At 65.5% G+C, this 20,197-nt stretch carries 19 protein-coding genes; 14 read left to right on the top strand and 5 right to left on the bottom strand.

Annotation, left to right across the window (positions count from 1 at the left end; all coding sequences use genetic code 11):
* Positions 1–69 precede the first annotated feature (69 nt).
* A complete protein-coding gene (locus tag ILT44_RS01395; protein ID WP_204237765.1) occupies positions 70–333 on the top strand; it encodes a hypothetical protein in 264 nt (87 codons plus the stop codon).
* Positions 334–491: 158 nt separating this feature from the next.
* Complete coding sequence (locus ILT44_RS01400; RefSeq protein WP_204237766.1) at positions 492–1,148, top strand: LysE family translocator; 657 nt, start codon at positions 492–494, stop codon at positions 1,146–1,148.
* Here the strand turns inward: ILT44_RS01400 and ILT44_RS01405 are convergent.
* Complete coding sequence (locus ILT44_RS01405; RefSeq protein ID WP_204237767.1) at positions 1,145–2,479, bottom strand: dihydroorotase; 1,335 nt, start codon at positions 2,477–2,479, stop codon at positions 1,145–1,147. The genes ILT44_RS01400 and ILT44_RS01405 overlap by 4 nt on opposite strands.
* A 75-nt stretch (positions 2,480–2,554) precedes the next feature.
* On the opposite strand from ILT44_RS01405, the gene ygfZ reads away from it, so the two are divergent.
* The 10 genes from ygfZ to dxs all read left to right on the top strand — a co-directional run bounded on the left by ygfZ (position 2,555) and on the right by dxs (position 14,046).
* Positions 2,555–3,433: a CAF17-like 4Fe-4S cluster assembly/insertion protein YgfZ gene (ygfZ, locus tag ILT44_RS01410; RefSeq protein WP_204237768.1), complete on the top strand. Its 879-nt coding sequence runs from the start codon at positions 2,555–2,557 to the stop codon at positions 3,431–3,433.
* Between the two features lie 114 nt (positions 3,434–3,547).
* Positions 3,548–5,494, top strand: a complete 1,947-nt coding sequence (locus tag ILT44_RS01415) for a hybrid sensor histidine kinase/response regulator (RefSeq protein WP_204237769.1) — start codon at positions 3,548–3,550, stop codon at positions 5,492–5,494.
* A gap of 98 nt (positions 5,495–5,592) precedes the next feature.
* A complete protein-coding gene (locus ILT44_RS01420; RefSeq protein ID WP_204237770.1) occupies positions 5,593–6,240 on the top strand; it encodes an FMN-binding negative transcriptional regulator in 648 nt (215 codons plus the stop codon).
* Complete coding sequence (aac(6'), locus tag ILT44_RS01425) at positions 6,233–6,703, top strand: aminoglycoside 6'-N-acetyltransferase (RefSeq protein WP_204237771.1); 471 nt, start codon at positions 6,233–6,235, stop codon at positions 6,701–6,703. The genes ILT44_RS01420 and aac(6') overlap by 8 nt, the downstream gene beginning before the upstream one ends.
* Positions 6,704–7,059: 356 nt before the next feature.
* Complete coding sequence (locus ILT44_RS01430) at positions 7,060–7,668, top strand: DNA-3-methyladenine glycosylase I (RefSeq protein WP_204237772.1); 609 nt, start codon at positions 7,060–7,062, stop codon at positions 7,666–7,668.
* The gene (locus ILT44_RS01435; protein WP_204237773.1) at positions 7,669–8,262 is read left to right on the top strand and encodes a YfbR-like 5'-deoxynucleotidase; all 594 of its coding nucleotides are present in this window, start codon (positions 7,669–7,671) and stop codon (positions 8,260–8,262) included.
* 237 nt (positions 8,263–8,499) lie between these two features.
* Positions 8,500–9,018, top strand: coding sequence for a tyrosine phosphatase family protein (locus ILT44_RS01440; RefSeq protein WP_204237774.1), 519 nt, complete (start codon positions 8,500–8,502; stop codon positions 9,016–9,018).
* A gap of 56 nt (positions 9,019–9,074) precedes the next feature.
* Entirely contained in the window at positions 9,075–11,753 is a 2,679-nt protein-coding gene (locus tag ILT44_RS01445; protein WP_239467844.1) for a DUF2339 domain-containing protein, read from the top strand.
* Between the two features lie 35 nt (positions 11,754–11,788).
* Positions 11,789–12,037 (top strand): exodeoxyribonuclease VII small subunit, encoded by a 249-nt coding sequence (locus tag ILT44_RS01450; protein ID WP_204237776.1) that lies wholly within the window; start codon positions 11,789–11,791, stop codon positions 12,035–12,037.
* A gap of 101 nt (positions 12,038–12,138) precedes the next feature.
* Positions 12,139–14,046, top strand: a complete 1,908-nt coding sequence (dxs, locus tag ILT44_RS01455; protein WP_204237777.1) for a 1-deoxy-D-xylulose-5-phosphate synthase — start codon at positions 12,139–12,141, stop codon at positions 14,044–14,046.
* 165 nt (positions 14,047–14,211) lie between these two features.
* Here the strand turns inward: dxs and ILT44_RS01460 are convergent, their stop codons facing one another.
* Complete coding sequence (locus ILT44_RS01460; RefSeq protein WP_239467834.1) at positions 14,212–14,931, bottom strand: superoxide dismutase; 720 nt, start codon at positions 14,929–14,931, stop codon at positions 14,212–14,214.
* Between the two features lie 107 nt (positions 14,932–15,038).
* On the opposite strand from ILT44_RS01460, the gene ILT44_RS01465 reads away from it, so the two are divergent.
* Entirely contained in the window at positions 15,039–15,767 is a 729-nt protein-coding gene (locus tag ILT44_RS01465; protein ID WP_204237778.1) for a TlyA family RNA methyltransferase, read from the top strand.
* Positions 15,760–17,010, top strand: coding sequence for a class I SAM-dependent RNA methyltransferase (locus ILT44_RS01470; protein ID WP_204237779.1), 1,251 nt, complete (start codon positions 15,760–15,762; stop codon positions 17,008–17,010). Before ILT44_RS01465 ends, ILT44_RS01470 begins: the two co-directional genes overlap by 8 nt.
* A 237-nt stretch (positions 17,011–17,247) precedes the next feature.
* On the opposite strand, the gene ILT44_RS01475 is transcribed toward ILT44_RS01470, so the two are convergent.
* The 3 genes from ILT44_RS01475 to ILT44_RS01485 all read right to left on the bottom strand — a co-directional run bounded on the left by ILT44_RS01475 (position 17,248) and on the right by ILT44_RS01485 (position 20,197).
* The gene (locus ILT44_RS01475) at positions 17,248–17,997 is read right to left on the bottom strand and encodes an SOS response-associated peptidase (RefSeq protein WP_204237780.1); all 750 of its coding nucleotides are present in this window, start codon (positions 17,995–17,997) and stop codon (positions 17,248–17,250) included.
* A gap of 177 nt (positions 17,998–18,174) precedes the next feature.
* Complete coding sequence (locus ILT44_RS01480) at positions 18,175–19,170, bottom strand: magnesium transporter CorA family protein (protein WP_204237781.1); 996 nt, start codon at positions 19,168–19,170, stop codon at positions 18,175–18,177.
* Between the two features lie 175 nt (positions 19,171–19,345).
* Positions 19,346–20,197 (bottom strand): SDR family oxidoreductase, encoded by an 852-nt coding sequence (locus tag ILT44_RS01485; RefSeq protein WP_204237782.1) that lies wholly within the window; start codon positions 20,195–20,197, stop codon positions 19,346–19,348.

Raw genomic sequence — 20,197 nt, forward strand, 5'->3', positions numbered from 1 at the left:
GCGGGTCGGCGCGATGTCTAGAAATGATTCAACCGAACTCGCGCGCCGCCCCTCAAAGGGGCCTGGATCATGAACGACAACGACGTCCCTCTCGAAGAGCTGCCCGAACTCAGCGCCCTCAAGCAGGCGGCCCTGAGCTATGTGACCGACGCCTTCGCCGAGGCGGAGCTCGACGGGGTCGACGGCGACTGCATGGCCCAGGCCGCCCTTTTCGCGGCCTTCACCGAGCTCGTCGCCACCTATGGCGAAGATGCCGTTGCGGAATATGCTGCCACCCTGCCGGACAAGATCCGCACGGGAGCGTTCTCGATGGCGATGTCGCTGAAGCATTGAGCGACGAGATCTTCGCGCAACATGATGCGAACCTGGCGTTCGTCAGAATATTTTGCATGATCAATCCTTCGCACGTTGATGCGGAAATCATGGGGGCGGCTGCAGACTGAGGCAGCGCCCTCCGCTTGACGCGAAAACGACGCGCGGGAGTCTCTATCGTGCTGGATCTGCCAACCTTTCTGACCTTCTACACAGCTGTGCTCGCGCTCCAACTCGCCCCTGGACCCGACATGGTTCTCCTGCTGAGTCGCGGGGTGGGACAGGGACGCCGCACGGCTGTTCTCACGGCCATTGGCATGACATTGCTGGCGGCCCTCGTTCAACTGCCGCTTCTGGCTTTGGGCGTGACCTCACTCCTTCAGGCGTCGCCCTTGGCCTTCGATCTCCTGCGCTGGTCGGGCGCGGCCTATCTCGTCTGGCTGGGAGCCAAGCTCCTCATCGGATCCTTCGGCTCCCATGAACTCAAGCGGAAGGCGTCGCAGCCGATTTCGGATGGTGCCGCCCTGCGCCAAGGCATGATCAACAATCTGACCAACCCGAAGGCGATGGTGTTCATGCTGGCGTTTCTGCCGCAATTCGTCGATCCGACGAGCAACTGGTCCGTGACGGCGCAATTGCTGTTTCTCGGAGCCGTGCAGAAACTTTCAGGCTTCTTCGTTCTCGGAGGCGTTGCGCTGGGCACGGGCACGATCGGCGATTGGCTCGCGCGTCGCCCGGGCCTCATCGCCTGGCAGGAGCGCTTCGCCGGCATCATCATGGTCGGCCTCGGCCTGCGCCTCGCGTTGGGTGGCGACGCATCTGCGATGCGCCGTTAACGCCCCACCGTTTCTTCGAAACGCACCACCTCGCCCTGCGACGGCGTCTCCAGCGAACCGTCCCACATCACCACGTTGCCGCGCACGATGGTGCCGATGGGCCAGCCGGTCACCTTCTTGCCATCGTAGGGCGTCCAGCCGCATTTCGACGCTATCCAATCGTTCGTGATCGTCTCGGTGCGCTTGAGATCCACCACCGTGAAATCCGCGTCGTAGCCGACCGCAATGCGGCCCTTGTTCGCGATGCCGAAAAGGCGCTTGGGGCCGGCGCTCGTCATGTCGACGAAGCGCTCCAGCGTGAGCCTGCTCGCATTCACGTGGTCGAGCATGATCGGCACGAGGGTCTGGACGCCGGTCATGCCTGATGGCGTGTTGGGATAGGTCTTGTCCTTCTCCTCGCGCGTATGGGGCGCGTGGTCGGAGCCGAGGATGTCGGCGATGCCCTCGTCCAGCCCCTGCCAGAGCGCGGCGCGATGCAGCTCGTCGCGCACGGGCGGGTTCATCTGGATATAGGTGCCGAGGCGCTCGTAATCCTCGGGTCCTGTCAGCGTCAGGTGATGCGGCGTGACCTCCACCGACACGAGATCCTTGTGATCCTTCAGCAGCGCCATCTCCTCGGCGGTGGTGATGTGGAGCACATGGATGCGCGCGCCGGTGTCGCGGGCGATGCGCACGAGGCGCTGCGTGCAGGCGAGCGCCACTTCCGCCGAGCGCCAGACGGGATGCGAGCGCGGATCGCCCTCGACACGCAGGCCCTTGCGCTCGCGCAGCATCGCCTCGTCCTCGGAGTGGAAGGCGGCGCGGCGGCGCGTGTGGCGCAAGATGTTGGCGATGCCTTCGTCGTCCTCAACGAGGAGCGATCCAGTCGACGAGCCCATGAACACCTTGATGCCGGCAGCGCCCGGCAGGCGCTCGAGCTCGGCGAGGTCGCCCACGTTCTCATGGGTGCCGCCGACCCAGAAGGCGAAGTCGCAATGCATTCGGTGATGGCCGCGCCGGACCTTGTCGGCAAGCGCCTCCGCGCTCGTGGTCTGCGGATCGGTGTTGGGCATCTCGAACACCGTCGTCACACCACCCATGACGGCCGAGCGCGAGCCCGATTCGAGATCCTCCTTGTGGTCGAGGCCCGGCTCGCGGAAATGCACCTGGGTGTCGATCACGCCCGGCAGGATGTGCAGGCCCCGGCAGTCGATCTCCCGCGCGGCGGATCCTTGAGACAGGTCGCCGATGGCGGCGATCCGCCCCTTACGCACGCCGACGTCGCGCTCAGCGCGTCCGTCGTGATTCACGACGATGCCGCCTTTGAGGATCAGGTCGAAGGTCTGGGGCATGGCAATCTCTTCCCTTGAGGCCGCTGCGGAACGGGCATATGTCACAGCTCTATCTAGAGCAAGGGGAGCGGTCACATGCCGTCAGTCCATCTGGCCGACCGGGGCGTGGTACGGGTTTCGGGCGAGGACGCCAAGACTTTTCTCGACAACCTCGTCACCTGCGACCTGGACCGGGTCTCTCCGCAAGCCGCGCGGTTCGGCGCCCTGCTGACGCCCCAGGGCAAGATCCTGTTCGACTTCCTCGTCTTCCAGTCTCCGCAGGAGATCGGCGGCGCCTATTTCCTCGATGTCCTGAAGGTCCACGCGCCCGATCTCGCCAAGCGCCTCGGCTTCTACAAACTGCGGGCGAAGGTCGCCGTCGAGGACCTGTCCGATGCCCTCGCCGTTGTCGCCGGCTGGGATGCGCCGCCGCCTGAGGATGAAGCCGGGCTCGTGGTCGAGGACCCGCGTCTGCCGGCGCTCGGGTGGCGCGCCATCGTGGCGACGCAGGATGCGGCGGAGTTCTCAGGCGATCCGGCCGAAATCTATCACGCCCATCGCATCGCGCTCGGCGTGCCGGAGGGCGGGCGCGACTTCCTGTTCGGGGATGCCTTCCCGCACGAGGCCCTGATGGATCAGCTCAACGGGGTCGATTTCGACAAGGGCTGCTATGTGGGCCAGGAGGTGGTCTCGCGCATGCAGCACCGGGGCACCGCCCGCACCCGGTTCGTCCCGGCCCTCTACGAAGGCGGCTTTGCGGCCGATCTCGGCGTCGAGGTCATGGCCGGGGACAAGGTCCTGGGCAGGACCGGAACCGGCGCCGAGGGTCGCGGGCTCCTGATGATCCGTCTCGACCGGGCGGAGGATGCGCTGAGATCAGGCGAGACCATCAGAGCCGGCGGCATTCCCGTGAAACTGGAAAAGCCTGCCTGGATCGGGTTTGCATTCCCCGGAGAGCAGGGCACCGCACCCTGAGCCGGCAAAAGGCCAAGCTTCGGCAGGAACGAAACCCTCACGAAAACGTTACATTTGATCGATCTGCAGAAGGCGCAGAAGCATGCGCACGGACGGGTCGACTGGGGAAACCTGATGAATGCAGTGCAAAGTCTCGGGACAACGTCCCAGGAGGGGCGCTTCCAGCTTCTCGTCGACGCGGTCACCGACTATGCGATCTATATGCTCGACCCGACCGGCATCGTCTCGAGCTGGAATGCGGGCGCCCAGCGATTCAAGGGTTACACGCAGGACGAGATCCTCGGCAAACATTTCTCCCAGTTCTACACCGATGAGGATCTGGCCACCAACCTGCCCAAGCGGGCCCTGGAGACGGCAGCCCGCGAGGGCAAGTTCGAGGCTGAGGGCTGGCGCCTGCGCAAGGACGGCACCCGGTTCTGGGCCCACGTGGTCATCGACCCGATCCGCAATTCAGACGGCAACCTGCTCGGCTTCGCCAAGATCACCCGTGACCTGACCGAGCGTAAGAAGGCGCAGGATGCCCTGAGGGAGAGCGAGGAGCGCTTCCGGCTGCTGGTCCAGGGCGTCACGGACTATGCCATCTACATGCTCGATCCGACCGGTCATGTGACTAACTGGAATGCCGGAGCGCAGCGGATCAAGGGCTACACGCAGGACGAGATCGTCGGCAAACATTTCTCCCAATTCTATACCGAGGAGGACAAAGCCACCGCCCTGCCCCGGCGGGCGCTTGAGACGGCTGCCCGCGAGGGCAGGTTCGAGGCCGAGGGCTGGCGCCTGCGCAAGGACGGCACCCGGTTCTGGGCGAGCGTCGTCATCGATCCCATTCGCAATGACTGGGGCGAGCTCATCGGTTTTGCCAAGATCACCCGCGACATCACGGAACGCCGGCAGGCGCAGGAAGCCCTGGCTCAGGCCCAGGCAGCCCTGTTTCAGGCCCAGAAGATGGAGGCGGTCGGGCAGCTCACGGGCGGTGTGGCCCACGACTTCAACAACCTCCTGACGATCATCGTCAACAACCTGGATCTTCTGACCCGCAACACGCGCGATCCCCGCGACATGCGGCTGATCGAGAGCGCGCAGCGTGCGGCCGAGCGCGGGGCGAAGCTGACTCAGCAGCTGCTCGCCTTCTCCCGCCGCCAGCCCCTGCAGCCGGCCCTGCACAATCCGAACACGCTGATCGAAGGCTTCGAAGCGATTCTGCGCCGGGCCTGCGGCGAGCTGATCAATCTGCAGCTCGCGCTGGCGCCCCGTGTCCGGTCGATCTCGGTCGACGGCCCGCAATTCGAGGCTGCTCTCCTCAACCTCATCGTCAATGCCCGCGATGCCATGCCGGAAGGCGGATCACTGAGGATTGCGACAAGCAATGTGACCCTGGGCGAGCAGGAGCATGCCCTCACCGAGGCGAAGCCCGGCCCGTATGTCTCGATCACCGTGGAGGATACGGGTTCCGGCATGGCGCCCGAGATCCTCAACCGTGTCTTCGAGCCCTTCTTCACCACGAAGGAGATCGGCAAGGGCACGGGATTGGGCCTGAGCCAGGTCTATGGCTTCGTGACGCAGTCCGGCGGCGACATCAAGGTGGAGAGCACCCTGGGCCAGGGCACCAAGCTTACCATGCTGCTGCCGGCCGTGGACAACGGGGAGGAGGCCGTGGAGGACGACGACGAGACGGTGCGGCCGGCACGCGACAGCGCCGGAACGGTCCTCATCGTCGAGGACGAGCCTGCCGTCCTGGAGGTCGCGAGCGACATCTTCGACAGCCTCGGCTACGATGTTCTCACGGCCACCGACGCCAATGAGGCCGTCGCGGTTCTGGGCGGCGACGCCTCGATCGACGTGATGTTCAGCGACGTGATCATGCCCAACGGCATGAACGGCGTCGAGCTGTCCCGCAAGGCCCGCGAGATGCGGCCGGATCTCAAGATCCTGCTGGCGTCGGGCTATCCCATGTCCGCCCTCCCCGCCGAGGGCCTGGGGGCAGGCGTCTCCTTCATCAGCAAGCCTTACCGATGGACCGAGCTAGCCGAGAAGCTGCGGATGCTCAGGACCGGAGGCTGAAAGGCCATTGCCGAGCTTGATAGGCGGCATTGGGATTTTTGATTGGTTTGCCCGAGCGCTTGACGCTAGCATCCCGGCAAAATCGAGCCGGGAATGCCATGTATCAGCCGCCACACTTCCGCGAGGACAGCCTCGAGGTTCAGCACGCCCTCATCAAAGCCCATCCGCTCGGGCTCCTGGTGACGCTGGGCGGAAGCGGGCTCGTGGCCAATCCGATCCCCTTCGTGCTCGACGCCTCCGCCTCGCCGCAAGGAACGCTCAAGGCCCATCTCTCGCGGGCCAATACCCAATGGCAGGATTTCGACCCGGCCCTGGAAGCCCTCGTCGTCTTCCAGGGCGCTGAGACCTACATCACCCCGTCCTGGTACGCGGCCAAGCGCGAACACGGCAAGGTGGTGCCGACCTGGAACTACGCCATCGTGCAGGCCTATGGCCGCATGCGGATCATGGACGATCCCGCATGGCTGCTGCGGCAGATCACAGCGATGACCGATGTGCATGAGGCCGCACAGCCCAGACCCTGGGCCGTGAGCGATGCGCCGGCTCCCTTCGTGGCGGCGCAGCTCAAGGGCATCGTCGGCATCGAGATCGAGATCACGCGGATCGAGGGCAAGTGGAAGGTGAGCCAGAACCGGTCGGAGGCCGACCGCCAGGGCGTCGCGGCGGGCCTGCGCCTTTCCCCGGACGACGCCTCGCAGACGATGGCGGATCTGGTCGATGCGCGAGGGGCCGTGCCCGGTGTCTGACAATCCTGCACCGCGGGTCGAGCCCTGCAGCCTGCAGTCGCTCGAGGATTGGATCACCCTGCGGCATGCCCTGTGGCCGGAGGCGCCGGAGCAGGACCATCGCTCCGAGGCGCAGGCCATGCTCTGGGAGCAGAGGCAAGCCATCGCGCTGCTCGTCCGCCTGCCCGACGGCACGCCGGCAGGCTTCGCGGAAGCGGCATTGCGCCACGACTACGTGAACGGCTGCGCCACCTCACCGGTGGCCTTTCTCGAAGGCATCTACGTGCAGCCCGAGCACCGCAAGCAAGGACTTGCCCGGCTGCTGTGCAAAGCCGTCGAGGATTGGGCCAGGAGCCTCGGCTGCACCGAATTCGCATCCGACGTCCTCCTGGAAAACACCGCTTCGCAGGGCATGCATGCGGCCCTCGGCTTCGAGGAGACGGAGCGGGTGGTCTATTACCGCAAGCCGCTGGCGCTCGACTGACGAACTCCCGAAGTCTGGCTCATAGAGAATCGCGCGTTTCCCTCCCCCTTGCGGGGAGGGATTGAGGGTGGGGGTCGAAAAGTCAGAGCGCTGCGCTTCGTTCAGAGGGCATGAAAGCTGCTACACGTCATCACCGGCCTTGTGCCGGTGATCCCGATTGACTGAAGCGCAGAGTCTCACAGCATCGGGATGGCCGGGACAAGCCCGGCCATGACGGATACGTCTCACCCGGTCGCACCACCCCCACCCCTCCCCCTCCCCGCAAGGGGGAGGGGGAAAACAGCGTATGGCTTTTGTCGGCGAGACTTCGGGGGAGCTCTCTTCCCGTTTGCGCACTCTCCCGCTACACACGTCGCATGAGCGACGGACTGATCCTGCATCCTGACAACAAGACCCGCTGCTGGTGGCCCGGCACCGATCCCTTCTATGTCGCGTATCACGACACCGAATGGGGCGTGCCGGAATTAGACGACCGCGCGCTGTTCGAAAAACTCATCCTCGACGGGTTTCAGGCAGGCCTGTCCTGGATCACGATCCTGCGCAAGCGCGAGAACTTCCGCCGCGCCTTCGCGGGCTTCGATCCGGCGGTGATCGCCCGGTTCGATCAGGCGCAGGTGGAGGCGCTGATGCTCGATCCCGGCATCGTGCGCAACCGCGCCAAGATCGAGGCGACGATTGCCGGCGCCCGTGCCTGGCTCGTCATTCAGGAACGCGGCGGCTTCTCGCGCTTCCTGTGGGATTTCATCGACGGCCGGCCGGTCCAGCCGAAGCTTAAAGTCCGCAAGGATGTGCCGACCGAGACCGAGGTCTCGCGGAAGATCTCGAAGGCCCTGAAGGCGGAAGGCTTCAATTTCGTCGGCCCGACCATCGTCTATGCCTTCATGCAGGCGGTGGGCATGACGAACGATCACCTGACCGGCTGCTACCGCCATGCGGAATGCGCCGCTCTCGCCGAGAAACGTTGAATGGTGAAGGAACCGCGCGTCTGGCAGCGGATGCTCTCCGGCCGCCGCCTCAACCTGCTCGATCCCTCGCCGCTCGACGTGGAGCTCGACGACATCGCCCATGGCCTTGCCCGCGTTGCGCGCTGGAACGGGCAGACGGTGGGCGGGCACATTTTTTCGGTCGCGCAGCACTCTCTGCTTGTCGAGTCCATCGCGAGCCACCTCGATCCGGGCATGTCGCGCGAGTGGCGTCTTGCCGTGCTGCTGCACGATGCACCGGAATACGTGATCGGCGACATCATCTCGCCGTTCAAGGCGGTGATCGGCGACGCCTACAAGGCCATCGAGGCGGGGTTGCTTGCAGCCATCCACCTCCATTTCGGCCTGCCCGCTCAGCCGGCTGCTTCCCTCAAGCGCTTCATCAAGCAGGCGGACCGTCAGGCGGCCTTCCTCGAAGCGACGCATCTCGCCGGCTTCGGGCGCGAGGAAGCCATCAAGTTCTTCGGCCGGCCCGAGCCCCTGCCCCGCTCGGTGCTGGCTTTGTTGGAGCCCTGGCCCGTTGCGGAGTCTGAGGCGCGCTATGAGGAAAAGGTGACGGTGGCGCTTGCGGGTTGAGGCCTGAGCTAGATGCAGCGCTACCCCCTCTCCCGGGCGGGAGAGGGGCAGGGGTGAGGGCGTGCGGCTTCAGAACGAGGCGCCGGCTTTGACGCCTGCGATGCATGAACCCTCAGCGCCTTATCCAGCATCGGCCTGCCCTCACCCCGACCCTCTCCCACACGGGAGAGGGAGTATCATGCGCGTGTTGTTGGCCCGAATCGTGTAAGCCTGCCCGACAGTCCCGAGACGAACATCATGCCGACCCTCCACGTCTGCCCCCTCTCCCGCCTGCACGACACCGTGGCCCAGACCCGCGCCAGCCATGTGGTGAGCCTCATGGGAGCGGGCGCCGAGGTGCCGCGCCCTGCGGGGATTGCGGCCGAGCGCCATCTCTTCATCGGGGTCAGCGACATCGTGGAGCCGCTCGACGGGCACGTGCTGGCGGGTGCGGAGCACATGGAGCAGCTGCTCGCCTTCGTCATGGCCTGGGGCCGCGAGAGCCCCCTCGTCTTCCATTGCTGGGCCGGGATCAGCCGCTCGACCGCCGCCGCGTACATTGCGGCCTGCGCCCTCGCGCCGGAGCGGAATGAGGCGACCCTTGCCCTCGCCCTGCGTCAGGCCTCCCCCAGCGCCACCCCGAACGCACACTTCGTGGCGCTCGCCGACGATATTCTCCGCCGCCGGGGGCGGATGGTCGATGCGATCCGCGGCATCGGCCGGGGCGCCGAGGCTATGGAGGGCACGCCCTTCATGTTACAGCTTAACGGCAGCTAGCCCGATTCCGCTTCGGACGGTCTGCCTGACACGAAAGCCGAGATCGTCCCTTGGAAATGCCCTTCCTCGTCCTGCTCGCCCTCAGCATTCCGGTCTGCGCCATTGCGGGCCTCGTTCTTGGCCTTTCCGCACGCGGCAAGCTCGACGCCCTGAACCGCCGCATCGAGACTCTCGAAAGAGAGTTGCGGCTAATCCGCTACGGGCAGGCGGACCAAGCGGCTCCTTCATCGGCTTCTTCGGCGACACCTGCCCCTGAAGCCACCGTCGAGGAGTCGCCGGCGTCGGAGGCCGAGGCCCCACGTCCGGCGGTCTCCGTCCCCACCATCCAGGCTGCGCCGCCGCAGCCGCCGCGGGGGCAGGACCTTGAGGAGACGCTCGGCTCCCGCTGGGCCGTCTGGGTCGGCGGCGTGGCGCTTGCCCTCGGCGGGATCTTTCTCGTCCGCTACTCCATCGAGCAGAACCTGCTGAGCCCCTCGACCCGCATCGCTCTCGGCGGGCTGTTCGCTCTCGCCCTGATCGGAGCGGGCGAATGGCTGCGCCGCCGCGAGCGCAGCGTCGTCCTGCCGGGCCTGCCCGACGCGAACGTGCCGAGCATCCTGACGGCGGCAGGAACCTGCAGCGCCTTCGCCTCGGCCTATGCATCTTACGCGCTCTATGGCCTGATCGGCCCGGCCGCCACCTTCGTGCTCCTGGGGCTCATCGCCGTCTCGACCATGATCGCCTCCACCCTGCACGGCCCGGTTCTGGCCGCGCTCGGCCTGCTCGGCGCCATGGGAAGCCCGCTCCTCGTCTCCTCCGACAAGCCGCAGCCCTGGGCGCTGGTAATCTATCTCGCCTTCGTGGCAATGCCCGCCTATGGCGTCGCCCGCTTTCGCCTATGGCGCTGGCTTGCCCTGGCCACCGCCGCAGGGGTGCTGGCCTGGACATTCCTGGTCTTCGTTCTGGACCCGTCGGATGCTCTGCCGGCCATGGTACACCTGGTGCTCCAGGCGGGCCTCGCCGCCTTCTTCCTGGTCGCTCTTCCCTATCGCCACGTTCCTGACGCCGAGACCGTGATTGATCGGGCGGCGGCCGTCATTCTCCTGGCCTTCGCCCTGGCCGGCATCGCGGTGTCGGGATCGGTGGCGGCGGGCGATGGACGTCCGCTCTTCGTCGCCGCCATCGTGCTCGTCCTGCTGGCGACGGGCATCCGATTCGCGCCCGCAGCCCCGGCCTCCGCCTGGGCCGCCCTGGCGGCTTTCGGCGCCCTCCTGGTCTGGCCCATCGGAACCGAGCTCGGCGGCACGCCCGAGAACCTCTTCTATCAGAGCGGCGATGCTTTCGCGGTGAGGCCCCACGCCCTCAATGCCTATCTGGCGCTTGCCCTCCTGGCTTCCGGCGCCATCGCCGGCGCTTCCCTGCTGAGGCTGGCCCGCTCACCCGGCCTTCGCCTCTCCACCGCCGCCTGGTATGCGGGAGCGGCCACCATCGGCCCGCTCCTTGCCCTCCTGGCCGCCTATTGGCGGGTTGCGGAGTTCGAGCGGAGCCTGTCCTTCGCTCTTGTCGCCGGCGGGCTGGCCCTGGTCTTCATCGCCGCATTTCGCTGGCTCACCCGCCAGGAGGGTGCGGAGGGCACTCCCCTCCGCCTCGCGCTCGGCGCGGTCGCTTCGGCAGCCCTGGCCGCCCTTGCGCTTGGCCTGACCTTCGCCCTCGACAAGGGCATGCTCACGGTCGCCTTCGCCCTGTCGGCCCTGGGAACCGCCTGGGTTGCCGAGAGAATAGCCCTGCCTGCCCTGCGCTATGCCGTCGGCGCCATCGGTCTCATCGTCCTGGGGCGGCTCATCTGGAGCCCCACCATCGTGGGCGGAGATCCCGGCCCAGTTCTGGTCAACTGGCTCCTCTGGGGCTACGGCGTTCCGGCGGCGGCCTTTCTCGCGGCAAGCCGCCTACTGGAGAGGTCCGGCCGCGACCGCATCGTCCAGCTGACCGAGAGCCTGGGGATCGTCTTCGCGGCCTTTCTGGTCTTCTTCGAGATCCGCCATGCGCTCCGGGCGGGAGACCCGCTCGCCGCGACGACCGATCTTCTGGAGGTCGGGCTCGTTGCGACAGAAGGCCTCGTCTTCTCGATCCTCCTGACGCGCCTCGACATCGGACGGGCGGATCCGGTCTATCGCTGGGGCTCGCTGATCTTCAAGATCTTGTCCCTCGCCCTCTGCGCCGGCGGACTTCTCCTCTTCGCAAATCCGCTCCTGACGGATGACCCGATCCCCGGCGGCCCGCTCCTCAACGCCCTGATCCTGGCCTATCTGCTGCCGTCCCTGCTGGCTGCCGGATTGGCCTTGGTCGAGCGGAATGCCCGGCCCCGCTTCTATGCTCTGTCCTCGGCCGTCTTGAGCCTTCTCCTGTTCACCGGCTATGTCGGGCTGGAGATCAGGCAGGTTTTCGCAGGGCCCGAGCTGGGGCTCTGGCGCGGCTTCACGCAGGGCGAACAGTGGAGCTACTCCGTGGCCCTCCTCGCCACCGGCATCCTGCTTCTCGGCCTCGGGCTCGTCCGCCGCAACCGCTTCGTCCGCCTCGCTTCTGCGGCCTATCTCGTGCTGGCGGTGCTGAAGGCCTTCCTCGTCGATATGGCCAATCTGGAGGGCGTCATGCGCGCCCTGTCATTTATCGGCCTCGGCCTTGTTCTCATCGGCATCGGTCTCGTCTATCAGAGACTCCTTGCCAACCGACCCAGCAATGCCGCAATCCCATCGTGACATTGCTCATTGCCAGATAGCGACGGACCAGCCGCATGACCGACACCGCCTCCATCAAGACCCTCCCCTTCGAGAAGGCCCTCGCCGAGCTCGAGGAGATCGTGCGGCGCCTCGAGCGCGGCGACGTGCCGTTGGAAGACTCGATCGCGATCTACGAGCGCGGCGAGGCGCTGAAGAAGCACTGCGAGCAGCTCCTGAAAAAGGCCGAGGCGCGGATCGAAAAGATCACCATCGGCCCCGATGGAGCCGTCTCCGGAACGACGCCGCTCGACGTGGCGGAATAGCTCAGCTTCCACGGAAAGCCCCTGCCTCAGGTTTGACCGGGGGCCTCCCTGACCTTATCTCCAGGATATGACTTCCAGCTTAAAGCTAGGCGAGTAAACCATTGTCCACACCCCTTCTCGACACCATCAGGACCCCGGACGATCTGCGGCACCTGCCCGAGAGCCAGCTCCGGCAGGTGGCGGACGAGCTGCGGACCGAGACGATCAGCGCCGTCTCCGTCACCGGCGGACATCTCGGGGCGGGACTGGGCGTCGTCGAGCTGACGGTCGCGCTGCACTACGTGTTCGACACCCCCCGCGACCGTCTGATCTGGGATGTGGGCCATCAGGCCTATCCTCATAAGATCCTCACCGGCCGGCGCGACCGGATCCGCACCCTGCGGCAGGCGGACGGCCTGTCGGGCTTCACCAAGCGCGCGGAGAGCGAATACGACCCCTTCGGCGCGGCGCATTCCTCCACCTCGATCTCGGCCAGCCTCGGCATGGCCGTGGCGCGGGATCTCGATGGCAGGCAGAACAACGTCATTGCCGTGATCGGCGACGGCGCCATGTCGGCCGGCATGGCCTATGAGGCCATGAACAATGCCGGCGCCATGCATTCGCGCCTGATCGTTATCCTCAACGACAACGACATGTCGATCGCGCCGCCCACCGGCGCCATGTCGTCCTATCTCGCCCGCCTCGTCTCCGGCGGCACCTATCGCGGCATCCGCGAGACGGCCAAGCAGCTGGCGAAGAAGCTGCCGAAATTCATCTACGAAAAGGCCCAGCGCGTCGAGGAATTCGCCCGCGGCTTCTGGACCGGCGGCACCCTATTCGAGGAGTTGGGCTTCTACTATGTCGGCCCGATCGACGGGCACAACCTCGACCACCTGTTGCCGATCCTGAAGAACGTCCGCGATTCCGAGACCGGGCCGATCCTCGTCCATGTGGTCACCAAGAAAGGCAAGGGCTACGCGCCGGCGGAGGAAGCGGCCGACAAGTATCACGGCGTCGTCACCTTCGACGTGGTGACCGGGGCGCAGGCCAAGGCGAAAGCCAATGCGCCTGCCTATACCAAGGTGTTCGGCGAGAGCCTTGTGAAGGAAGCGGCGAAGGACAACAAGATCGTCGCCGTCACGGCCGCCATGCCGTCGGGCACGGGCATCGATCTCTTCGGCAGGGAATTCCCCGCCCGCACCTTCGACGTGGGCATCGCCGAGCAGCATGCGGTGACCTTCGCGGCCGGCATGGCCACGGAAGGCTACAAGCCGTTCTGCGCCATCTACTCCACCTTCCTGCAGCGCGCCTACGACCAGGTGGTGCACGACGTGGCGATCCAGAACCTACCCGTGCGCTTCGCCCTCGACCGGGCGGGCCTCGTCGGCGCGGATGGCGCGACCCATGCCGGCTCCTTCGACGTCGCCTATCTCGGATGCCTCCCGAACATGGTGGTGATGGCAGCGAGCGACGAGGCGGAACTCGTCCACATGGTGGCGACCGCAGCCGCCTATGATGCAGGCCCCATCGCCTTCCGCTATCCGCGCGGCGAAGGCGTGGGCGTCGACATGCCCGAGCAGGGCGTGCCTCTTGCCATAGGCAGAGGTCGCATCGTCAAGCAAGGCAGCCGCATCGCCATCCTGTCGCTCGGCACACGCCTCGCCGAAGCCCTGAAGGCGGCGGAGGAGCTGGAAGCGCGCGGCCTCTCGACCACCGTGGCCGATGCCCGCTTCGCCAAGCCCCTCGACGAGGAGCTGATCCTGCGGCTCGCCCGGGATCACGAGGTGCTCATCACCGTGGAAGAAGGCTCCATCGGCGGCTTCGGCTCCTATGTGCTGCAGCTGCTTGCCGAAAAGGGCGCACTCGACCGCGGCACCCTGAAGGTGCGCTCCATGGTCCTGCCCGACATCTACCAGGATCAGGACAAGCCGGACCGCATGTATGCCAAGGCCGGGCTCGACGCGGTGGGCATCGTGACCAAGGTCTTCGAGGCGCTGGGCCAGGAAGAGAGCCGCAAGGTGCGGGCTTAAAGGCCTACCACTTGTCATTCCGGGGCCGCGCAGCGGAGCCCGGAATCCATAAACACGACACTTATCGAAAAGACCCTTGCAAGCCGCTGCATTCAATTCTGCAGTGTTAGCAGTTATGGATTCCGGGCTCGGCTCTTCTGAGCCGCTCCGGAATGACAGTAGCGCTTAAATCGTCAGCGTCCCTGCCTTCGCGGCGGCATAGCGCTCGCCGATCCGGTTCCAGTCGAGCACGTTCCACCATGCCTTGAGGTAGTCCGGCCGGCGGTTCTGGTACTTCAGGTAATAGGCGTGCTCCCACACGTCGTTGCCCATGAGAACGCGCTGCCCGTCCATGAGCGGCGTGTCTTGGCTGGGCTTCGCCACGAGGGCGAGCTTGCCGTCACGGGCGACCGTGACGAAGACCCAGCCGGAGCCGAACTGCCGCGTCCCGGCAGCATTGAAATCCTCCTGGAACTTCGCAAAACCGCCGAGATCCCGGTCGATGGCGCTCTTGAGATCGCTCGAAGGCTCGCCGCCCGATCCGCCCATGATCTGCCAGAACATGGTATGGTTGGCATGCCCGCCGCCATTGTTGCGCACAGCCGTGCGGATCGACTCCGGCAACTCGCCTATCTTCGCCAGCATCTCATGAAGCGGTACCTTGGCCGCCTCCGTGTTCTGGGTGAGAGCCGCGTTCAGATTGTTGACATAGGCTGCGTGGTGCTTGCCATAGTGAAGTTCCATGGTCTGCGCGTCGATATGCGGCTCGTTCTTCGATAGCGCATAGGGCAAGGGATCGAGCTTGAAGGGACCCGCGGGGGCTTGCGCCCAGGCGCGGGACGCGACAGAGCTGACGCCCAGAGCGGCAGCTCCGATCATAAGGTTGCGGCGACTGATGACTGGCATGTTTCCTCCAAAATGGTTCAATTCAGGGACTAAGCTGAGCTGTTTCCCTTGCGATACGCCTAAGCAGATAGAGAGGAATGCGCCGTGACAAAGCGCACATTTGAGTCATGACCCGCAAACGCGCCGATGTGGTTCTCGTCGAGCGCGGCTTCTTCGCAAGCCGCGCTCGCGCGCAGGAGGCGATTGCGGCCGGTCTCGTCACCGTGAACGGCGCCGTCATCCGCAAGGCATCGGATTCCGTGCCGGAGGAGGCGGTGATCACCGCCGAGCAGCCTCACCCTTACGTCTCGCGCGGCGGCGTGAAGCTCGCGGCAGCGCTCGACGTGTTCCAGATCGACCCGAAGGACAAGGTCTGCCTCGACATCGGCGCTTCGACGGGCGGCTTCACGGAAGTGCTGCTCAAGCGCGGCGCGTCTCATGTCTATGCCGTCGATGTGGGACACGGCCAACTGCATCCGAAAGTCGTCGGCAATGCACGCGTGACGAATCTCGAAGGCACGGATGCCCGCGCGTTGAGCGACGAGCTTATCCCGCGCAAGGTCGATCTTCTGGTATCGGATGTAAGCTTCATCTCGCTCAAGCTCGTCCTGCCGCCTGCGCTCGCCTTTCTAAAGCCGGACGCGGAACTCGCCGTGCTCGTGAAGCCGCAATTCGAGGCGGGCCGCGATCATGTGAAGAAGGGAATCGTGCGCGATGGCGCCGTGCATCGCGCGGTCTGCGAGGACATGACAGCCTTCATCGCCTCGCTCGGATTCGAGATCATGGGGCTCATCCCTTCGCCCATCGAGGGCGGGGACGGCAATCGTGAGTTTTTGTTGGGAGCCCGCATTGGCTGAACAGGTCACCATCAAGCGCCTCGGCGCGAAAGCCGACGGCACTGCGGAGGGCGCCTCGGGTCCCGTCTTCGTTCCCAAGGTGCTGCCCGGCGAGACCGTGACGGTCGAACCCGAGGGATCGCATGCGCGCCTCATCAGCGTCGATGTGGCCTCGCCCGAGCGCGGGACGCCGTTCTGCCCTTATTTCGATGCATGCGGCGGCTGCGCGACGCAGCACATGAAGCACGGCTTCTATCAGGCCTGGAAGCAGGACATTCTCGCGCACACCCTGCGCCAGGCGCGGATCGAAGCGCCGATTGCGCCCATCGTCGATGCCCATGGCGAGGGACGCCGGCGCGTGACGCTGCACGTGCGCTTTCCCGACCGTGCCATGCATGTGGGCTACATGGCTCCACGGAGCCATCAGATCGTCGAGATCGCCTTCTGCCCCATCGCGGAACCCGGCCTGAAGGATCAGGCGCCCGCGATCGCGCGTACCATCGGCGAGCACATGAAAGGCCCGCGCAAGCCGCTCGACGTTCAGATCACGCAGACGCAGACCGGCTTCGACGTGGACGTGCGCGGGCATGGTCCCCTGAAGGATGCGGACCGCCTTAGCTTCATCGATCTCGCAGGCAGGCTCGATCTCTCGCGCCTGTCGATCCATGGCGACGTGATCGTGGAGCGCCGCCCGCCTGCCATCCTCATGGGCCGTGCCCTGGTCGTGCCGCCCGCAGGCTCGTTCCTGCAGGCGACGAGACTCGGCGAGGAGGTGCTTGCCGGCTTCGTGACGGAAGCCTGCGCGAAGGCCAAGCGCGTCGCGGATCTCTTCGCCGGATCGGGGCCGTTCTCATTGCGTCTTGCGGAGAAATCTGAGGTGCATGCGGTCGAGTTCGACAAGGGCTCGACGGCAGCCCTCGACAAGGCCTTTCGCGCAACGCCCGGCCTGCGGCGCATCACGACGGAGGCCCGCGACCTCTTCCGCCGTCCGCTGCTGACGCCGGAGCTCAACGCCTTCGATGCGGTGGTGCTCGACCCGCCTCGTGCGGGCGCGGAGGCGCAGGTGAAGCAGCTTGCCGTCTCGAAAGTCCCGCTCGTGGTGAGCGTCTCCTGCGATCCCGCCACCTTCGCACGGGATGCAGGCATCCTGATCGCCGGCGGCTACCGCCTGGAGCGCGTGTTCCCTGTCGATCAGTTCAAGCACTCGCCGCATCTGGAAGTCGTCGGCATCCTGCGCCGCGACGTGGCGAAGAAGCGGCGGTAACCGAGGCGTCATCCCGGACGGCGAAGCCGATCCGGGACCGTGTGACGATTTTGGCACCTGAAACTCCACTGTCATTCCCGCGCAGGCGGGGATCCATAACCGCTGGCGGTGCCGAACTGGACCAAGGTCGTGGTTATGGATCCCGGGCTCCGCTGCGCGGCCCCGGGATGACGGTGCTTTACTGGTCTGGCGATCCCGGATCGCCTGCGGCGTCCGGGATGACGCCATAGGAAAAATCTAAAACAAGCTCCCCTGATCATCCTCGTCGCTGGAGAGGGGCTTCTTGGCCTTGGGTTTTCTCTCCTTCACCGGCGCGGGCTCCGGCTGGGCGAGAGGTTCCATCAGGCCGGCATCGTCGTTCTCGACCTTGTTCACGCGGCTCGAGACCGGCACCAGGTCGAGCCAATCGTCCGGGCATGGCCGCACGAGGGGCATCACGTCGGCGCGCTCGTCGCGGACATCGAGCCACGCTCCGACATCATCGGGCGAGAGGATCACCGGCATGCGGTCGTGCACGGCGGAGAGCGTGCCGTTGGCGTCGGTGGTGACGATGGCGGCGGTGTCGATCTCGCCTCCGTCGGGACTGCTGTAGGTCTCCCACAATCCAGCAAGCGGCATGGGCTTGCGGTCGCGCGGGCGGATCAGGAACGGCGTCTTCTCGCGCCCGTGCCGCTGCCATTCGTAGAAGCCGTCCGCGAGGAAGATGCAGCGCCGACGCTTCAATGCCGCCTTGAAGGTCGGCTTCGTCTGCAGGGTCTCGCCGCGTGCGTTGATCACGAGGGGAAAGTCCTTCGGGTCCTTCACCCAGGACGGCAGGAAGCCCCAGCGCACCAGCATGAAATGCCGCTCGCCCCGATCCTCCAGCACGATGGGCACGGGCTGGGTGGGGGCCACGTTGTAGCGCGGAGGAAAGTTCGGCTGCTCGGGATAGCCGTACAAGTCCCGGTAGGTCTCGGGTGGGAGCGTGATTGCATAGCGCCCGCACATGGTTTGCCTCTCCCTTTACTTATCACTGTCATTCCGGGGCCGCGTAGCGGAGCCCGGAATCCATAACCGCTGACGCTGCAGAATGAGGTGTAACGCTACTCGCAATTCTTGAAACGTCGTGTTTATGGATTCCGGGCTCGGCTCTTGCGAGCCGCCCCGGAATGACATCACTGTGTATCAAAGCCACCGCTTCCAGCGGAAGTAGAGATACGGCAGCGCCGCGGCGAGGATCATGAGGGTGATCGCCCAAGGGTAGCCGAACGCCCAATCAAGCTCCGGCATGAGCTTGAAGTTCATGCCGTAGAGCGACGAGACCAGGGTCGGCGGCAGGAAGATCACGGACATGACCGAGAAGATCTTGATGATGTCGTTCTGCTCGATGGTGACGAGGCCCAGCGTTGCATCGAGCAGGAACTGGATCTTGTTGGACAGGAACGTCGCGTGCTCCTCGATGGACTGCACGTCGCGCAGGGCCGTGCGCCATTCCGCCTGATAGCCTGCCGTCTTCTGCGGCCGCGGCATGCTGGCCGAAAGGAAGAGCAGCATGCGCTCCACAGAGACCATGCTCTCGCGCACGTTGGAGATGATGTCGCCCTTACGTCCGATGGACTTCAAGGCAACCCGATAGGATGCGGCGCGGCGCGCACCCTGCCGCTCGTTCTCGAAGATCGCCTGCGACAGGCGGTCGATGCGTGATCCGACGGTGCCGAGGATCTCGGCGGCACGGTCGATGATGGTCTCGACCAAGCCATCGAGCACGGCCTCCGGCTGATGCCGGCACCCGCCCGGCTTCCCCGCGCGGGTCATGAACATACTGAAGGAGCGCGGCTCGCCGTAGCGCACGGTCACGAGCGCCTTCTCCGTCAGGATGAAGGACACGTCGATGAGCTTCGGTTCGTCCGTATCGGAATTGCACAGAACCCGCGCCGTCATGTAGCGCGCGTTGTTCTCATGATAGAGGATCTCGGAAGGCTCGATATCGGCCATCTCCTCCCGGGTTGGGATCTCGATGTTGAGATGGACCTCGACGAGCCTGTCCTCATCCCGGCTCGGCTCGACCAGGTCGATCCACAGGGCGTCGCCGGGGATCGGCTCCCCCGGCGGCAGAACGGAACGGTCGAGGGATTGACCTGCCGGTCCCGTCAACCGCGCTGGCCTGTGGATCACAATCATGCGTGTTCTTGCCCCTAGAAGGTCCTATTCTCTCACTCGGGTCGTGACCTTGTCACCCCTGCTTGTCGTCATGGCCGCACTTGGTTTACGGCCATCCACGTCTTGGGGACCGCCACGTGTCAAAGACGTGGATCCCCGGGACAAGCCCGGGGATGACGGAGGGAGTGCTTGACCCTTAACGCAAAGACGACAAGGGCGGCGTGTCGTCGGGCACGAAGAAATCGGGCGCAAGGGGCTTGGTCGGATCGACCCGGTACTTCTCGAAATCGGTCACGCCCTCCCCGTGCAGGAAGACGTCGTCGATGAGGAAGTGGCCCGAGAAGCTTTTCGAGGGCTTCTGGAAGATCGCATAGGCGGCATCCGACAGAATATCCGGCGTGCGGCTGGCCTGCACGATGGCATCGCCGCCGAGCATGTTCCTGACGGCGCTCGTGGCGATCGTGGTGCGCGGCCAGAGCGCGTTGACGGCGATGCCCCGCCCCCGCAGCTCGCCGGCCAGTCCCAGCACGCAGAGGCTCATGCCGTATTTCGCCATCGAATAGGCGAGATGCGGAGCAAACCACTTCTCGCTCATGTCCAGTGGCGGCGAGAGCATGAGGATGTGCGGGTTTTCCGCCTTCTCCAGATGCGGGATCGCATATTTCGAGACCATGTAGGTGCCGCGCGTGTTGATCTGGTGCATCAGATCGAAGCGCTTCATGTCGGTCTGGGGCGTCGGCGTGAGGCTAATGGCGCTCGCATTGTTGACCACGATGTCGAGGCCGCCGAAGGTCTCAACCGTTTTTGCGATCGCGCCCTTCACCGCCTCCTCGTCGCGCACGTCGACCACCAGCGGCAGCGCCCTGCCGCCCGCCGCCTCGATTTCCTCCGCCGCCGTATAGATCGTGCCGGGCAGCTTCGGATGCGGCTCGGCGGTCTTGGCCGCAATGACCACGTTCGCTCCGTCCCGGGCCGCACGAAGGCCGATGGCGAGGCCGATGCCGCGCGAGGCGCCGGTGATGAAGAGGGTTTTTCCGTTGAGGCTCAT

It is taken from the genome of Microvirga arvi, from assembly GCF_016892765.1.
In the GTDB taxonomy this organism is placed as follows: domain Bacteria; phylum Pseudomonadota; class Alphaproteobacteria; order Rhizobiales; family Beijerinckiaceae; genus Microvirga; species Microvirga arvi.

What these genes read in the sequence shown, in the direction of transcription:
- ILT44_RS01420 (WP_204237770.1), top strand. Translation starts at nt 5,593, where the DNA reads ATGTATCAGCCGCCACACTTCCGCGAGGACAGCCTCGAGGTTCAGCAC.
- ILT44_RS01465 (WP_204237778.1), top strand. Translation starts at nt 15,039, where the DNA reads ATGACCCGCAAACGCGCCGATGTGGTTCTCGTCGAGCGCGGCTTCTTC.
- ILT44_RS01405 (WP_204237767.1), bottom strand. Translation starts at nt 2,479, where the DNA reads ATGCCCCAGACCTTCGACCTGATCCTCAAAGGCGGCATCGTCGTGAAT.
- ILT44_RS01475 (WP_204237780.1), bottom strand. Translation starts at nt 17,997, where the DNA reads ATGTGCGGGCGCTATGCAATCACGCTCCCACCCGAGACCTACCGGGAC.
- ILT44_RS01435 (WP_204237773.1), top strand. Translation starts at nt 7,669, where the DNA reads ATGGTGAAGGAACCGCGCGTCTGGCAGCGGATGCTCTCCGGCCGCCGC.
- ygfZ (WP_204237768.1), top strand. Translation starts at nt 2,555, where the DNA reads ATGCCGTCAGTCCATCTGGCCGACCGGGGCGTGGTACGGGTTTCGGGC.
- ILT44_RS01415 (WP_204237769.1), top strand. Translation starts at nt 3,548, where the DNA reads ATGAATGCAGTGCAAAGTCTCGGGACAACGTCCCAGGAGGGGCGCTTC.
- ILT44_RS01430 (WP_204237772.1), top strand. Translation starts at nt 7,060, where the DNA reads ATGAGCGACGGACTGATCCTGCATCCTGACAACAAGACCCGCTGCTGG.
- ILT44_RS01440 (WP_204237774.1), top strand. Translation starts at nt 8,500, where the DNA reads ATGCCGACCCTCCACGTCTGCCCCCTCTCCCGCCTGCACGACACCGTG.
- ILT44_RS01460 (WP_239467834.1), bottom strand. Translation starts at nt 14,931, where the DNA reads ATGCCAGTCATCAGTCGCCGCAACCTTATGATCGGAGCTGCCGCTCTG.
- ILT44_RS01485 (WP_204237782.1), bottom strand. Translation starts at nt 20,197, where the DNA reads ATGAGCCTCAACGGAAAAACCCTCTTCATCACCGGCGCCTCGCGCGGC.
- ILT44_RS01480 (WP_204237781.1), bottom strand. Translation starts at nt 19,170, where the DNA reads ATGATTGTGATCCACAGGCCAGCGCGGTTGACGGGACCGGCAGGTCAA.
- ILT44_RS01445 (WP_239467844.1), top strand. Translation starts at nt 9,075, where the DNA reads ATGCCCTTCCTCGTCCTGCTCGCCCTCAGCATTCCGGTCTGCGCCATT.
- ILT44_RS01395 (WP_204237765.1), top strand. Translation starts at nt 70, where the DNA reads ATGAACGACAACGACGTCCCTCTCGAAGAGCTGCCCGAACTCAGCGCC.
- ILT44_RS01450 (WP_204237776.1), top strand. Translation starts at nt 11,789, where the DNA reads ATGACCGACACCGCCTCCATCAAGACCCTCCCCTTCGAGAAGGCCCTC.